The organism is Halopseudomonas pertucinogena (assembly GCF_014646575.1).
Classification (GTDB): Bacteria; Pseudomonadota; Gammaproteobacteria; order Pseudomonadales; family Pseudomonadaceae; genus Halopseudomonas; species Halopseudomonas pertucinogena.
In genome coordinates this window covers 750,978-765,994 of record NZ_BMNN01000001.1, presented here as the reverse complement: position 1 = coordinate 765,994, position 15,017 = coordinate 750,978, and the positions used below count along the sequence as shown (strand labels likewise).

At 62.4% G+C, this 15,017-nt stretch carries 13 protein-coding genes; 2 read left to right on the top strand and 11 right to left on the bottom strand.

The window, feature by feature from the left end:
- Positions 1–169 precede the first annotated feature (169 nt).
- Complete coding sequence (locus tag IEW63_RS03625; RefSeq protein ID WP_188635202.1) at positions 170–913, top strand: Crp/Fnr family transcriptional regulator; 744 nt, start codon at positions 170–172, stop codon at positions 911–913.
- Between the two features lie 8 nt (positions 914–921).
- Positions 922–1,275: a YbaN family protein gene (locus IEW63_RS03620; protein WP_188635201.1), complete on the top strand. Its 354-nt coding sequence runs from the start codon at positions 922–924 to the stop codon at positions 1,273–1,275.
- Positions 1,276–1,281: 6 nt separating this feature from the next.
- On the opposite strand, the gene pyrF is transcribed toward IEW63_RS03620, so the two are convergent.
- From pyrF to gyrA, 11 genes are all read right to left on the bottom strand, one after another.
- A complete protein-coding gene (pyrF, locus tag IEW63_RS03615) occupies positions 1,282–1,977 on the bottom strand; it encodes an orotidine-5'-phosphate decarboxylase (RefSeq protein WP_188635200.1) in 696 nt (231 codons plus the stop codon).
- 14 nt (positions 1,978–1,991) lie between these two features.
- Entirely contained in the window at positions 1,992–3,194 is a 1,203-nt protein-coding gene (gene lapB, locus IEW63_RS03610; protein WP_188635199.1) for a lipopolysaccharide assembly protein LapB, read from the bottom strand.
- Positions 3,195–3,199: 5 nt separating this feature from the next.
- Positions 3,200–3,499 (bottom strand): lipopolysaccharide assembly protein LapA domain-containing protein, encoded by a 300-nt coding sequence (locus IEW63_RS03605; protein WP_188635198.1) that lies wholly within the window; start codon positions 3,497–3,499, stop codon positions 3,200–3,202.
- 70 nt (positions 3,500–3,569) lie between these two features.
- Positions 3,570–3,863, bottom strand: a complete 294-nt coding sequence (gene ihfB, locus IEW63_RS03600; protein ID WP_188635197.1) for an integration host factor subunit beta — start codon at positions 3,861–3,863, stop codon at positions 3,570–3,572.
- 184 nt (positions 3,864–4,047) lie between these two features.
- Positions 4,048–5,730, bottom strand: a complete 1,683-nt coding sequence (rpsA, locus tag IEW63_RS03595) for a 30S ribosomal protein S1 (protein ID WP_188635196.1) — start codon at positions 5,728–5,730, stop codon at positions 4,048–4,050.
- Between the two features lie 156 nt (positions 5,731–5,886).
- On the bottom strand, positions 5,887–6,579 hold the full coding sequence (cmk, locus tag IEW63_RS03590) for a (d)CMP kinase (RefSeq protein WP_188635195.1): 693 nt from the start codon (positions 6,577–6,579) through the stop codon (positions 5,887–5,889).
- On the bottom strand, positions 6,576–8,786 hold the full coding sequence (locus IEW63_RS03585) for a bifunctional prephenate dehydrogenase/3-phosphoshikimate 1-carboxyvinyltransferase (protein WP_188635555.1): 2,211 nt from the start codon (positions 8,784–8,786) through the stop codon (positions 6,576–6,578). Before IEW63_RS03585 ends, cmk begins: the two co-directional genes overlap by 4 nt.
- Positions 8,787–8,821: 35 nt before the next feature.
- Entirely contained in the window at positions 8,822–9,931 is a 1,110-nt protein-coding gene (gene hisC, locus IEW63_RS03580; protein WP_188635194.1) for a histidinol-phosphate transaminase, read from the bottom strand.
- An 88-nt stretch (positions 9,932–10,019) separates the two neighbouring features.
- Entirely contained in the window at positions 10,020–11,117 is a 1,098-nt protein-coding gene (gene pheA, locus IEW63_RS03575; protein WP_188635193.1) for a prephenate dehydratase, read from the bottom strand.
- 5 nt (positions 11,118–11,122) lie between these two features.
- On the bottom strand, positions 11,123–12,208 hold the full coding sequence (gene serC, locus IEW63_RS03570) for a 3-phosphoserine/phosphohydroxythreonine transaminase (RefSeq protein WP_188635554.1): 1,086 nt from the start codon (positions 12,206–12,208) through the stop codon (positions 11,123–11,125).
- 7 nt (positions 12,209–12,215) lie between these two features.
- Positions 12,216–14,840: a DNA gyrase subunit A gene (gyrA, locus tag IEW63_RS03565; RefSeq protein ID WP_188635192.1), complete on the bottom strand. Its 2,625-nt coding sequence runs from the start codon at positions 14,838–14,840 to the stop codon at positions 12,216–12,218.
- Between the last annotated feature and the right edge of the window lie 177 nt (positions 14,841–15,017).

Here is a 15,017-nt window from a genome sequence, read left to right as displayed (position 1 = left end):
CGCGGAGAGCCCGTGCGCCACTTTGACGCATATCAAGGGATCCGGAAAAACAAGGCAATGCCCTTTCGGGGGCAGATGATCCCCGGGCAAGCTCTTATAATGGAGTCACCGGTTGGCATACAAACGGACATACGCCGATCTTGCCCACACCCACCCAGGACAGGTAGACATGATTTCAACCCAGGAACAACGGCAGCTGATCATTCATCACCCGATGTTTTCCCATTTCACCGAGAAGGCCCTGGAAGAGCTGCTGGCAGATGCCCAGCCACGGGATTACCCGGCGCAGGCGCTGATTCAGCGCCAGGGCGACCCCGCCGAGCGTTTCTACCTGGTACAGAGTGGCAAGGTGAAGCTGTTCCGCATTTCCGCCGATGGCAAGGAAAAGGTGGTGGAGATCATCCCCGCCGGGCGTACCTTTGCCGAAGCGGTCATGTTCATGCAACGCTCGGTTTTCCCTGTCTGCGCCGAAGCGCTGGAGCCGGTCCGGCTGATCGGCTTCTCCAACCGTCTGATGCTGCGTCATCTGGAACAGAACCCACAGACCTGTCTGCACCTGCTGGGTCACATGAGCGTGCGCCTGCATCAACGGCTGGACGAACTGGAAACACTGACCCTGCAGAACGCCACCCAGCGCCTGGCGCTGTATCTGGTCAGCCAGGTCAGGGACCGCGGCGCGGAAAGCGCAGAAATAGAACTGGCACTCCCGAAAAGCCTGATCGCCGCCCGGCTGTCGATCAAGCCCGAAACCTTTTCCCGGGCGATCGCCAACCTGCGCGATCGGGGACTGATCGACAGCCGGGCCAGAGTGATCAGTATCCCGAGCATCCAGAATCTGCTCGACGAATTCGCCGAAGGCCAGACGCCCGGCCCCGACTACAAGGCCGGTGTCATCGCCACCGACAAACCCTGATCCGGCCCATGATGAAATGGATATGGCGCTGCATTGCCTCGCTGGCGCTGGGGCTGGGCGCCCTCGGCGTATTGCTGCCAGGCCTGCCGACCACACCCTTCCTGCTGCTTGCCGCCTGGGCGGGCGCCCGGGGGTGGCCGGAGCTTGAACAGCGACTGCTGCGCCACGAGAAGTACGGGCCGATGATCAGAGACTGGCGTCAACGCCGGGCGGTGCCCCGACGGGCCAAGTGGCTGGCCAGCGCATTGATGACCAGCAGCATCCTGATGATCTGGTTGCTGCCGGCGCCGATGGTGATCCGCTGGTTCCTGACACTGTTCCTGCCGTGCGTGGCCCTCTGGCTGTGGACCCGGCCGGACTAACGGAGATCAGATGCTGTCGAGAATGGTGTCCAGCGCCTGCGCGGGGTCGTCGGCCGAGGTGATCGGCCGGCCGATCACCAGGTAGCTGCTGCCGTTTTCCAGCGCCTGGGCGGGTGTGACAATGCGCTTCTGGTCATCCCCGCTGGCATCGGCAGGGCGAATGCCGGGGGTTACCAGCTTGAAGTCGTCGCCCAGGGTGCTGCGCAGCGCCTTGGCTTCCCGCGCGGAACATACTACCCCGTCCAGTCCGCAGTCCTGAACCAGCCGGGCCAGCCGCTGCACCTGGACCATCGGCTCGATATCCAGACCCACCTCCTGCAGATCCTCCTGCTCCAGACTGGTCAGCACGGTCACTGCAGTGAGAAGAGGCTGCGAGCCAGCACGCCGGGCCAGCACCTCGCGGCAGGCCTCCATCATGCGGCGGCCACCGCTGGCATGCACGTTGACCATCCACACGCCGAGCTCGGCGGCGGAGCGCACGGCACCCGCCGCCGTATTGGGGATGTCATGAAACTTGAGGTCAAGGAAGACATCGAACCCCTTCTGCTGCAGGGATTCCACTATTGCTGGGCCCGCTGCCGTGAACAGCTCCTTGCCTACCTTGACGCGACAGCGGGCCGGGTCCAGCCGCTCGGCCATGGCCATGGCGGACGCCGCGTCAGGAAAATCCAGGGCAACAATTATCGGTGTTTGGCAGGGCATTTCTTCTTCCTGTATCAATTGAGTCGCTGCGAACCGGTTGTCGCCGGCTCGTTTCCCTTCAAGGGACGAATGGTTGACCAGCCATGGCAGGTCGGGCACTGCCAGTGCAATTGCCTGCCGGAAAATCCGCAGGCCTGGCAGCGATATTTGTGCTTGTCCACCAGCAACGCCTCTACCAGACCCCGCAGGATCATCAGATTGGCGTGGCCGCGTGGCTCGACACTGTCCTTGTGAAGATCAATCAGGTACAGCAACCCGCTGAGCGAAGGCTGCTGCTGCAGGTATACCAGCACCAGATCACTCGCCGCGCGCATCCCGTCACGCTTGTTCAGCTCATCCGCCTTGGCGAGCACCGTGGCCATCATCGGCGGCTGGCTATTGTCCAGCACCTCGTTCAGATATGCCAGCAGATCGATGGCCCCCCGGCTGGCCAGCTGGTGCAACAGAGGTAATGCCAACGGAACGAAATCGGGGTCATGGGTAGCCAGCCGGCGCAGCCATTTGCGCACCTCGGCGTCACGCCCCTGCCCGGCCTCCAGCTCTGCAAGCATCAGCATGGCCCGCACGTTTTCGCGCTGACAGCCGAGCGCATCCAGCAGATGCCGGCGGGCCTGCACCACTTCCCCACGGGCTATCGCCTCCTTCGCCAGCTCGCAGTGGTAATGGGCCAGGGTCACGGCAAAGCCATCCCGCTCCCGAAGCAGCCGCCGGCCGACGTCAACTGCCTGTTTCCAGTCCCGTTCCCGCTCATGGATACGTACCAGGTCGGCCAGCGCTTCCGCGCGCAGCGTGGAGCTGCTCTCGACCAGCTCATTCAGCAGACGCTCGGCACGGTGGTGCAGCCCAACGGCCAGATAATCCCGGGCCAATTCGAACTGCACCCGATCCGCCTGGGACCGGGTGAGGCTTGGCCTGGCCAGCAGATTCTGATGCACCTTGATCGCCCGCTCCACATCACCGCGCTGGCAGAACAGCTTGCCGATGGCGATATGGGTCTCCACCGTTTCGGGGTTGACCTCCAGGGCGCGGATGAAGGTCTCGATCGCCTCGTCGGGTTGTTCGTTGAGCAGGTAGTTGAGTCCGATGAAGTACTGCTTGTCGATCGCACTGGCGTGGGGGGCCAGCATGACGCCGACACGAATCGCTTCCCGGCGTCCGAGGAACCAGCCGATCGCCAGCGCCACCACGAACAGCAGGAGGAACACCAGCTCCCGCATCACCGTCAGCCTTTGATGGCCTGGGTACGCAGCTTGTCCACTTCCTTGCGATAACGGTTCAGTTCATTGTTCTGCACCATCAGCCGCAGACGCAGGCGGGTGGTGATGATCCAGCCGATGAGAATACCCAGCACGCTGCCGAGAATGAAGGCAATGACCATGAACAGGGAGACGGGCAGTTCGGGGGAGGAGAATTCGAGAAACTGCAAGGCGATGTTCTGCTGGTTCTCCAGCATGAAATCAATGGTTGCCAGTGCCACCAGTAACAGAACGATGATCAGCACCGCGCGTTTCAGCCATTGCATGCCACACCACTCCCATCCCGTTATGCAGAGGGGCAGTATAGCGCAGCCGGGGCCATTGTTATACCGGGCCTCAGGTGGTTTCCAGCGACTCGTTCACCCGGTCACGCAGCTCCTTGCCGGGTTTGAAGTGGGGGACATATTTGCCCTCGAGCGCGACGGACTCCCCGGTTCTGGGGTTGCGACCGATTCGCGGCGCGCGATAGTGCAGCGAAAAACTGCCGAAACCGCGAATCTCGATGCGCTCGCCCACCGCCAGCGCACTGGACATCTGCTCCAGCATGGTCTTGATGGCCAGCTCGACATCCTTGGCTGACAACTGGCCCTGTTGCTCGGCAATACGCTCGATCAACTCAGACTTGGTCATGATTTTCCCTTTTTATTCAAGCGAGTAGGATCCGTTTCAATGGTTTTACCATGCCTGAACCGGTTTGAACAGCCTGAATCGAAGCGCGCTGTCAACCACAGCGGGGAAATATTTATCTGACCTGGTCAAACGACACCCACAAAAAAGGGCGACCGAAGTCGCCCTTTTTCTGAATCACAACGGCTTAGTTGCCCTTGTTCTCCATCTGTTGCTTGATCAGATCACCAATGGTGGTCGGACCGGCAGCCAGCATTTCCTGCTTGCGCAGATCCTGCATGGCTTCTTTTTCGTCTTCAACGTCCTTGGCCTTGATGGACAGGCTGATCACGCGGGTCTTGCGGTCAACGCTGATGATCTTGGCTTCGACTTCGTCGCCGACGTTCAGTACGTTACGCGCGTCTTCAACGCGGTCACGGCTGATTTCGGAGGCCTTCAGGGTGCCTTCGATCTCTTCGGCCAGGGTGATGACTGCGCCCTTGGCGTCCACTTCCTTGACGGTACCGGTAACGATGGTGCCTTTCTCGTTCAGGGCAACAAAGTTGGAGAACGGATCGTCTTCCAGCTGCTTGATACCCAGGGAGATGCGCTCGCGCTCGGGGTCAACGGACAGGATGACAGTTTCCAGCTCGTCACCTTTCTTGAAGCGACGCACGGCTTCTTCGCCGACTTCGTTCCAGGAGATGTCGGACAGGTGAACCAGACCATCGATGCCGCCGTCCAGACCGATGAAGATACCGAAGTCGGTGATGGACTTGATGGAACCGGAGATCTTGTCGCCCTTGTTGAACTTGCTGGAGAACTCTTCCCAGGGGTTCATCTTGCACTGCTTGATGCCCAGGGAGATACGACGACGGTCTTCGTCGATGTCCAGAACCATGACTTCCACTTCGTCGCCAACCTGAACGACCTTGGAAGGATGGATGTTCTTGTTGGTCCAGTCCATTTCGGAAACGTGAACCAGGCCTTCAACGCCCTCTTCCAGCTCGGCGAAGCAGCCGTAGTCGGTGAGGTTGGTGACCTTGGCCATGACGCGAGTGCCTTCCGGGTAACGACCGGTGATGGCAACCCACGGATCTTCGCCCAGCTGCTTCAGACCCAGGGAAACGCGGTTGCGCTCGCGGTCGAATTTCAGCACCTTGACGTCGATCTCGTCGCCGACGTTGACGATTTCAGAAGGATGCTTGATGCGCTTCCACGCCATGTCGGTAATGTGCAGCAGGCCGTCTACGCCGCCCAGGTCAACGAACGCACCGTAGTCGGTGAGGTTCTTGACGATACCCTTGACAACCTGGCCTTCCTGCAGGGTTTCCAGCAGGGCTTCGCGCTCGGCGCTGTTCTCGGCTTCGAGGACGGCACGGCGGGAAACGACAACGTTGTTGCGCTTCTGGTCCAGCTTGATGACCTTGAATTCCAGTTCCTTGCCTTCCAGGTGCGTGGTGTCACGGACCGGACGGACATCGACCAGAGAACCCGGCAGGAACGCGCGGATGGTGTTGACGTCGACGGTAAAGCCACCCTTGACCTTGCCGTTGATGACACCCTTGACGATTTCTTCTGCGGCGAAAGCTGCTTCGAGGACTTTCCAGGATTCGGCGCGCTTGGCCTTCTCACGGGACAGTTTGGTCTCACCGAAACCGTCTTCAACGGCGTCCAGTGCAACGTGTACCTCATCACCCACGCTGATGGTCAGCTCACCCTGGTCGTCCAGGAACTGCTCGCGCGGAATGACACCCTCGGATTTCAGGCCGGCGTGAACGGTGACCCAGTCGGAGTCGATGTCCACAACAATACCGGTGATGATGGAGCCCGGCTCCATATCAAGGGTTTTCAGGCTTTCTTCAAAAAGTTCGGCAAAGCTTTCGCTCATTTGGATTCCTGTAGATATGTATAAAGGCCGCTACCGCCGAGCCGCCAACATCGCGCGCCCTGCAGCTACGTACCCGCCACGCCACCAGCTTGCGTGGGTTGATTGAATTGATACCTCTGCCGGTGTTGCTGGTTACCCGACAGCGGGTTCGCCTGATCAGCCCAGAAGGTTACGTTTGCGCGCTTCCGCCTGCACTGTTTCAAGTACCTTTTCGATGCTCATGTGAGAGGAATCGAGCAGAACTGCATCATCAGCCGGCCGCAATGGCGCTATGCTGCGATTCATGTCCCTTTCGTCCCGTGCATTGATCTCATCGAGAAGACCGGCAAGACTAGCAGTTTCGCCCTTTTCCAGCAACTGCCGATAGCGCCGTTCGGCGCGAATCTCGGGGCTTGCGGTCAGAAATATCTTCAGCTGGGCATCGGGGAAAACCACCGTACCCATGTCACGCCCATCGGCCACCAGCCCGGGCGCCACACGGAACGCCTGCTGGCGCGCCAGCAGCGCATCGCGAACTGCCGGCAGTGCCGCCACGCGTGAGGCACCGGCACCCACGGTTTCGGTGCGGATACTGCGACTGACATCCTCGCCCTCAAGGATGATGCGCTGCTCACCGCCGTTCTCATCGGCGATGAACTGCACGTCCAGGTTGGCGGCGAGCCGGGTGAGAAGCTCCTCGTTGGTCAGATCGGCACCGTGATTCTGCGCGGCGAAGGCCAGCAGCCGGTACAGCGCGCCGGAATCCAGCAGGTGCCAACCCAGCCGGGCTGCCAGCATGCCGGAAAGCGTGCCCTTGCCCGAGCCGCCGGGGCCGTCGACGGTAATGACCGGAACTGCCTGCTCGTTCACGCGTTGTCCTCCTGACGGATCTGGATGCCCACCGAGCTGGCCAGATCGATGAAGCCCGGGAAGGAGGTGGCAACATGGATGCAGTCGGTGATGCGGATGTCCGCAGTGGCTCGCAGCGAGGCGATGGCAAAGGACATGGCGATGCGATGGTCCATGTGGCTGTCGATGGTGCCGCCACCTATCACGCCACCGTCGATGATGACACCATCGGGCGTGGGTTCGGCCCTGATGCCCAGGGTCTGCAGTCCGTCGGCCATGACCTGGATGCGGTCGGATTCCTTGACCCGCAGCTCCTCGGCGCCGCGCAGCACGGTACGCCCTTCGGCACAGGCTGCAGCAATGAACAGCGCCGGGAATTCGTCGATGGCCAGCGGCACCTGATCCTCGGGAATCTCGATGCCCTTGAGCGGCGCGTAACGCACGCGGATATCCGCCACCGGCTCGCCGCCGACTTCGCGTTCGTTGCTCAGAGTGATATCCGCCCCCATGGCCCGCAGAATGTTGATCACGCCAATGCGGGTGGGGTTGATGCCGACATGCTCCAGGGTAAGGTCCGACCCTTCGGCGATACTGGCGGCAACCATGAAAAATGCAGCCGAGGAAATGTCCGCCGGCACGTCGATCCGGCAGCCGGTCAGCTTGTGGCCCGACTCGACGGTGGCCGTGGCGCCGTCCACCTGCACCGGATAGCCGAAGCCTTTGAGCATGCGCTCGGTATGATCGCGAGTCGGAGCCGGCTCGGTGACCGAGGTCTTGCCCTCGGCATAGAGGCCCGCCAGCAGCAGGCACGACTTGACCTGGGCGCTGGCCATCGGCATGACATACTCCATGCCCTTGAGGTGGCTTTCGGCGCCCTTGATCACCAGCGGCGGGCGACCGCCCTCGGCGGTATCGATAGTTGCGCCCATGGCGCGCAGCGGATCGGCCACCCGGCCCATCGGGCGCTTGCCCAGGGAGGCGTCGCCGGTCAGCTCGGTGGTGAAGTTCTGCCCGGCCAGCAGGCCGGCGAGCAGCCGCATGGAGGTTCCGGAGTTGCCCACATAGATGGGGCCGGGCGGTGCCTGAAGCCCATGCAGCCCGACGCCGTTGATGGTCACCCGGCCGCGGTGGGGCCCTTCGATCACCACCCCCATGTCGCGGAAGGCCTGCAGGGTGGCCAGACTGTCCTCGCCTTCCAGGAAGCCTTCCACCTCGGTCACGCCCTCGGCGATGGAGCCGAGCATGATCGAGCGATGGGAAATGGATTTGTCACCCGGAACACGGATGCGACCCTGTACCCGGCTGCCGGGGCTGGCGATGAAATTGATAGATTGTGTCTGCATGGGTTCCATATATGCCCTGCGGGCCAGAATCGTGCTGAAATGTTCACGTGCGACGCGGGCCCGGGTGAAAACCCCCAGCAGGGTGTTGGCGTCACCCTCCTCGACCGCCGTACGCAAACGGCTTAAATCACGGGTGAAGGTATCCAGACTGCGCAGCACCGCGTCGCGGTTGGCCAAGAACACATCACGCCACATGACCGGATCGCTGGCGGCGATCCGGGTGAAATCACGAAAACCACCGGCAGCATAACGGAATATCTCCAGATTCTCGCTGCGCGACGCCAGTGTATCGACCAGCGAGAAGGCCAGCAGGTGTGGCAGATGGCTGGTCGCCGCGAGTACCTCGTCGTGGTCCTCCAGCGGCATATCCTCGACATCCGCGCCCAATGCCTGCCAGGCCTGCCGCACTCTCTCCACCGCCGCCGGATCGGTATTGTCCAGCGGCGTGAGAATCACCTTGTGACGGCGGAACAGTCCGGCATCGGCAGCCTCGACACCGCTGCGCTCGGAGCCAGCGATCGGGTGCCCCGGCACGAACTGCGGGGGAACCTGGCCGTAGGCCTCCCGCACCGCCTCTACTACAGCGGTCTTGGTGCTGCCGGTGTCGGTGATCACCGCCCCACCCAGCTCCAGCCTCGCCAGTTCACGCAGCACGGACCGCATGGCCAGCACCGGTACGGCCAGCAGGATAAGCTCTGCACCCTGCACCGCGCTGGGCAGATCCGGCACCATGCTGTCGACCACGCCCAGGGACACAGCCAGTTGCTGGGTATGGGGATCGGGGTCGCTGCCCACCACTTCCCGGCAAAGCCCGGACTCCCGCAGCCCCTTGGCAAAGGAGCCGCCGATCAACCCCAGCCCCACCACGGCCACGCGCCCGATTATCGGCGCCGCAGATGACGAACCGGTGACCAGCTGACTCACCGGCCCAGCACTCCGGCCAGGGCCTCAAGGAAGCGCTGATTCTCGTGTTCCAGTCCGACCGACACCCGCAGATGATGCGGCATACCGTAACCGGCCACCGGTCGTACGATGACGCCGGCCTGCAACAGTCCCTGATAGACCGGGGCAGCGTCCTGCCCGACATCCACCGCGATGAAGTTGCCCCGGGACGGGATCCACTCCAGACCCAGCCGGGTCAGCCCTGCTTCCAGCTGACGCATGCCCTGCTGATTGAGCTTGCGGCTTTCATCCAGATAGGCCTGATCGGCCAGTGCCGCGACGGCGGCTGCCAGTGCCAGGCTGTTGACGTTGAACGGTTGGCGCACCCGGTTGAGCACATCTGCCACCTGCGGGTGGCTGATGCAGTAGCCGACACGCAGCGCCGCCAGACCGTAGGCCTTTGACAGGGTGCGGCAGACGATCAGATTGGGGCACCGCGCGATATGGTCGAATCCGTTGAGCGCGTCATCGGCCACCACGTATTCGGTATAGGCCTCGTCAAGCACCACCAGCACGTTGGCGGGGACCCGGGCCATGAAAGCTTCGAACTCGGCCTGCTCGAACCAGGTGCCGGTGGGGTTGTTCGGGTTGGCGATGAATACCAGCCGTGTGGCCGGGGTGATGGCTGCCGCCATCGCCTCCAGATCATGCCCCCAGTTACGGGCCGGCACCTGCACCGGCGTGGCGCCTACCGCCTGGGTGACGATGGGATAGACGGCGAAGGCGTGTTCACTGAACACCACTTCGGTACCGGGGCTGGCAAAGGCACGGCCCAGCAGTTCGAGAATATCGTTGGAGCCGTTGCCCAGAGTGATCATCGACAGCTCGAAGCCGAAGCGCTCGGACAATGCCTGCTTCAGCGTGAAGCCGTTACCGTCGGGATAGCGGGTCAGTTCCGGCAGCGCCTGCTGCACCGCCTTCAGCACCGACGGCGCCGGCCCCAGCGGGTTCTCGTTGCTGGCCAGCTTGACGATATCCTCCGGCTTCAGGCCGAACTCGCGGGCCAGCTCCTCCACCGGCTTGCCAGGCACGTAGGGAGACAGTTTTTGTACGCCTGGCAGTGCCAGACTCAGAAAATCACAACTCATGTCAAAGCCTCGAAGCTTCAAGCAGGCCCGCAAGCATGGCCATCTGCCGAACCGCCTGCAATCTGTCGCTTGCGTGCTTCCGCTACAGTTAAAGGACCGCCTTGGGGTAGGAGCCCAGAATCTTCAGTCCGACCGACTCGGCGCGGATCTTCTCCAGTGCGTCCTTCACCAGGGGATCGTGCTGGTGACCGAGGAAGTCGATGAAGAACACATAGGTCCACTTGCCGCTACGCGACGGGCGGGTCTCGATGCGCGTCAGGTCCACACCATTGGCATGGAACGGCTCCAGCAGATGGTGCAGCGCACCGGGGCGGTTGCTCATGGACACGATCACCGAGGTCTTGTCGTCCGCGGTCGGCGGCACCTCCTGGTTGCCGATGATCAAAAAGCGCGTGGAGTTGTCCGGACGGTCCTCGATCTTCTCTGCAAGCCGGGTCAGACCGTAGAGATCGATGGCCATGTCGCCGGCGATCGCCGCGGAGTTCCACTCGCTCTTGACCCGCCGGGCCGCATCGGCATTGCTCGCCACCGGCACACGCTCGATATTCGGGTAGTGTGCATCCAGCCACTTGCGACATTGCGCCAGGGACTGGGCATGGGAGTACACCCGGGAGATCTTGTCGGTGCGGGTATTCTCGCCAACCAGCAGGTGATGGTGAATGCGCAGCTCCACTTCACCGCAGATCACCAGATCATGCTCCAGGAAACTGTCCAGGGTATGGTTGATGGCCCCTTCGGTGGAGTTTTCCACCGGTACCACGCCGAAGTGCACCGCACCGGCGGCCACTTCGCGGAAGATCTCGTCGATCGCCGCCATTGGCACGCTGGTGACCGAGTGGCCGAAATGCTTGAGCGCGGCCGCCTGGGTGAAGGTGCCCTCGGGCCCCAGGTAGGCCACCTTCAGCGGCTCCTCCAGCGCCAGACAGGCCGACATGATCTCACGGAACAGGCGGGCCACCTCCTCGTTATCCAGCGGCCCCCTGTTCAGCTCCATGATGTGCTTGAGTACCCAGGCCTCCCGCTCGGGCCGGTAGAACACCGGTGTCTCCCCTTCGGCCAGGGACTTCTGCTTGACCTCGGCCACCGTCTGGGCGCAGCGGGCACGCTCGCTGATCAGCTCCAGCAGCTTCTCGTCGATGGTATCGATGCGGTTGCGCAGGGCCTTGAGTTGAGCTTCTTCAGACATGTCGTTCAACCGTGCTGCTTTTCGAATTCAGCCATGTAGGCTACCAGTGCATCCACTGCGGCTTCCGGCACGGCGTTGTAGATGGAGGCGCGCATGCCGCCCACCGAGCGATGGCCCTTGAGGTTGAGCAGACCGCGCTCCTCGGCACCGGCCAGGAACGGCTTGTCCAGCCGGTCGTCCGCCAGCCGGAAGGGCACGTTCATCCAGGACCGGTCAGCCACATTGATCGGGTTGGTGTACAGCTCGCTGGCGTCGATGGCGGCGTACAGCTTGCGCTGCTTGGCATCATTGGCGCGCTCCATCGCCTCGAGCCCGCCCTGCTCCTTCAGCCACTGGAAGATCAGCCCGGACAGGTACCAGGCAAAGGTCGGGGGCGTGTTGTACATGGAGCCGTTGTCCGCTGCCACGCGGTAGTCGAGCATGGTCGGACACTTGCTGTGCGCCTTGCCCAACAGGTCTTCGCGGACGATCACCACCACCAGCCCGCTGGGACCGATGTTCTTCTGCGCGCCGGCGTAGATCAGTCCGAAGCGCGATACATCGATCGGTCTGGAGAGGATGGTGGAAGACATGTCCGCCACCAGCGGCTTGTCCCCGACCTCGGGAATCCAGTTGAATTCCAGCCCGCCGATGGTCTCGTTGGGCGTGTAGTGCACGTAGGCCGCCTCGTCGGACAGCTGCCACTGGTTCTGGCCGGGAATGGCGAAATAATCGTATTCCTTCGCCGAAGCCGCGACATTGATGTGGCCGTAGCGGGACGCCTCTTCGATGGCCTTGCGCGACCAGATGCCGGTGTCGATATAGTCGGCGCTGCCGTCCTCGCCCAGCAGGTTCAGCGGAATCTGCGCAAACTGCTGGCTGGCCCCGCCCTGGAGGAACAGCACCCGGTAGTCCGACGGAATGCTCAGCAGGTCCCGCAGGTCCTGCTCGGCACGCTCGGCAACGCTGGTGAATTCCGCGCTGCGGTGGCTCATTTCCATGACCGACAGACCCCTGCCCTGCCAGTCCAGCAATTCGGCCTGGGCCTTCTGCAGAACCGCTTCGGGCAGTGCAGCCGGGCCAGCACAGAAATTGAACATGCGTTTGCTCACCTTGACCTCACTCATCCACGTCCGGGTTTTCGATGCTGTCATCAACAGAGGCATCGGTGGCATCGTTTACGCCGATTTCCTCTTCATTACCTTCCTCATCAGAGGGCTCCTGGACTCGCTCCAGACCGACCAGTTTCTCGTCGTTGGCCAGCTTGATCAGGGTCACGCCCTGGGTGTTGCGCGACAGGCTGGATACCTCCGAGACCCGGGTGCGCACCAGTGTGCCCTGGTCCGAGATCAGCATGATCTCCTCGCCATCGACCACCTGAACAGCGCCGACCAGCGGCCCGTTACGCTCGTTGGTCACCATGGCGATCACGCCCTGGCCGCCGCGCCGGTACTGCGGGAAGTCCTCCACCGGCGTGCGCTTGCCGTAGCCGTTCTCCGAAGCCGTCAGGATCTCGGTACCTTCCTCGGCAATCAGCATGGACACCAGCCGCTGGCCATCGGGCAGACGCATGCCGCGTACGCCGCGGGCGGTTCGACCCATGGCGCGCACGTCGCTTTCATTGAAACGGGTTACCTTGCCGCCATCGGAGAACAGCATCACCTGCTTGTTGCCATCGGTCAGCGCGGCGCTGATCAGGGTATCACCCTCGTCCAGATCCAGCGCGATCAGGCCGACGCTGCGCTGGCGGCTGAACTGCGGCAGCGGTGTCTTCTTCACGGTGCCGTTGGCAGTGGCCATGAAGATGAACCAGCCTTCGGTGTATTCCTGCACCGGCAGCATGGTGGTGATGTATTCACCCTCATCCAGCGGCAGCAGGTTGACCAGCGGCCGGCCACGGGCCGTGCGCGAGGCCTCGGGAATCTCGTAGGTCTTGAGCCAGTACACCTTGCCCTTGCTGGAGAACAACATCAGCGTGGTGTGACTGTTGGCGACCAGCAGGTGGGACACGTAGTCCTCGTCCTTCACGCCGGTCGCCGCCTTGCCGCGGCCGCCGCGGCGCTGGGCGTTGTAGTCGGACAGCGGCTGACTCTTGGCATAACCACCGTGGGAGATGGTAACCACGCGGTCTTCCTCGGTGATCAGGTCGCCGATGCTCAGATCCAGGCGCGACGCAAGGATTTCGGTGCGGCGCTCGTCGCCGTAGTTGGCCTTGATCGCCTCCAGCTCCTCAACGATCACTTCCATCAGGCGCTCCTCGCTGTTGAGGATGCGCAGCAACTCGCCGATCTGTTCGAGGATTTCCTGATATTCGGTCAGCAGCTTCTCGTGCTCCAGACCGGTCAGGCGGTGCAGGCGCAGGTCCAGAATGGCCTGGGCCTGTTCCGGTGACAGATAGTACTTGCCGTCACGCAGACCATACTGCTCCGGCAGCTCGTCCGGGCGGCAGGACTCCGCACCGGCGCGCTCGACCATTTCCATGACCGAGCCCGGCTCCCAGGCCGCCGCCAGCAGCCGCTCGCGGGCCTCGGCGGGGGACGGCGAGGCCTTGATCAGCTCGATCACCGGGTCGATGTTGGACAGTGCCACCGCCTGCCCTTCGAGGATGTGACCACGCTCGCGGGCTTTGCGCAGTTCGTAGACGGTCCGGCGGGTCACTACCTCGCGGCGGTGACGGATGAAGGCGTCAAGCAACTCCTTCAGATTGAGAATGCGCGGCTGCCCGTCGAGCAGGCCCACCACGTTGATGCCGAACACGTTCTGCATCTGGGTCTGGGCGTACAGGTTGTTGAGGATGACCTCGGCCACCTCGCCACGACGCAACTCGATGACCACACGCATGCCGTCCTTGTCGGACTCGTCGCGCAACTCGCTGATGCCCTCGAGCTTCTTTTCCTTGACCAGCTCGGCAATACGCTCGATCAGCTTGGCCTTGTTAACCTGGTAGGGCAGCTCGTTGATGATGATCTGCTGGCGGCCGCCGACCTTGTCGATATCCTCGATTTCGCAGCGGGCCCGGACATAGATACGACCCCGGCCGGTCTTGTAGGCCTCGACGATTCCCGCACGGCCATTGATGATGCCGGCGGTGGGGAAGTCCGGGCCCGGTATGTGTTCCATCAGCTCGTCGATGGAGATATCCGGATTGGCGATGACCGCCAGACAGCCATTGATCACCTCGGTCAGGTTGTGCGGCGGAATATTGGTCGCCATGCCCACGGCGATACCACTGGAGCCGTTGACCAGCAGGTTCGGCACACGGGTGGGCAGCACTTCCGGGATCTGCAGCGAGCCGTCGTAGTTGTCGACCCAGTCGACGGTTTCCTTGTCCAGGTCCGCCAGCAGTTCGTGGGTCAACCTGGTCATGCGGATTTCGGTATACCGCATGGCCGCTGCACTGTCGCCGTCCACCGAGCCGAAGTTGCCCTGACCGTCGACCAGCAGGTAGCGCAGGGAGAACGGCTGCGCCATGCGCACGATGGTGTCGTATACGGCCGAGTCACCGTGAGGGTGATATTTACCGATCACGTCGCCGACCACACGGGCCGACTTCAGATAGGGTTTATTCCAGTCGTTTCTCAGTTCGCTCATGGCGAACAGCACACGCCGGTGCACTGGCTTGAGACCGTCACGCACATCTGGAAGCGCCCGCCCGACGATCACGCTCATCGCGTAATCGAGGTACGACTGCTTCATCTCATCTTCGATATTGACTGGAAGGATTTCTCTGGCCAGCTCACCCATGAAACGGCATTCCTTTTATTGTTGGCCACCCTGAGGTGCCAAAGCGCACACAACGCGGAACGAGGCCCTGTCGGGTCCGGATCAAAGCCGCAAATGATACCACAACGCACTGCCCTACGGGAGTTTCACCGCAACCGCGCCGACACCGTCACACTCCGGCAGACAGCGCCGCGCGCT

Excerpts from the sequence above, each read along its gene's own strand:
- ihfB (WP_188635197.1), bottom strand. The coding sequence starts at position 3,863 with ATGACCAAGTCTGAGTTGATCGAGCGTATTGCCGAGCAACAGGGCCAG.
- IEW63_RS03625 (WP_188635202.1), top strand. The coding sequence starts at position 170 with ATGATTTCAACCCAGGAACAACGGCAGCTGATCATTCATCACCCGATG.
- rpsA (WP_188635196.1), bottom strand. The coding sequence starts at position 5,730 with ATGAGCGAAAGCTTTGCCGAACTTTTTGAAGAAAGCCTGAAAACCCTT.
- pyrF (WP_188635200.1), bottom strand. The coding sequence starts at position 1,977 with ATGCCCTGCCAAACACCGATAATTGTTGCCCTGGATTTTCCTGACGCG.
- hisC (WP_188635194.1), bottom strand. The coding sequence starts at position 9,931 with ATGAGTTGTGATTTTCTGAGTCTGGCACTGCCAGGCGTACAAAAACTG.
- IEW63_RS03605 (WP_188635198.1), bottom strand. The coding sequence starts at position 3,499 with ATGCAATGGCTGAAACGCGCGGTGCTGATCATCGTTCTGTTACTGGTG.
- IEW63_RS03620 (WP_188635201.1), top strand. The coding sequence starts at position 922 with ATGATGAAATGGATATGGCGCTGCATTGCCTCGCTGGCGCTGGGGCTG.
- pheA (WP_188635193.1), bottom strand. The coding sequence starts at position 11,117 with ATGTCTGAAGAAGCTCAACTCAAGGCCCTGCGCAACCGCATCGATACC.
- gyrA (WP_188635192.1), bottom strand. The coding sequence starts at position 14,840 with ATGGGTGAGCTGGCCAGAGAAATCCTTCCAGTCAATATCGAAGATGAG.
- lapB (WP_188635199.1), bottom strand. The coding sequence starts at position 3,194 with ATGCGGGAGCTGGTGTTCCTCCTGCTGTTCGTGGTGGCGCTGGCGATC.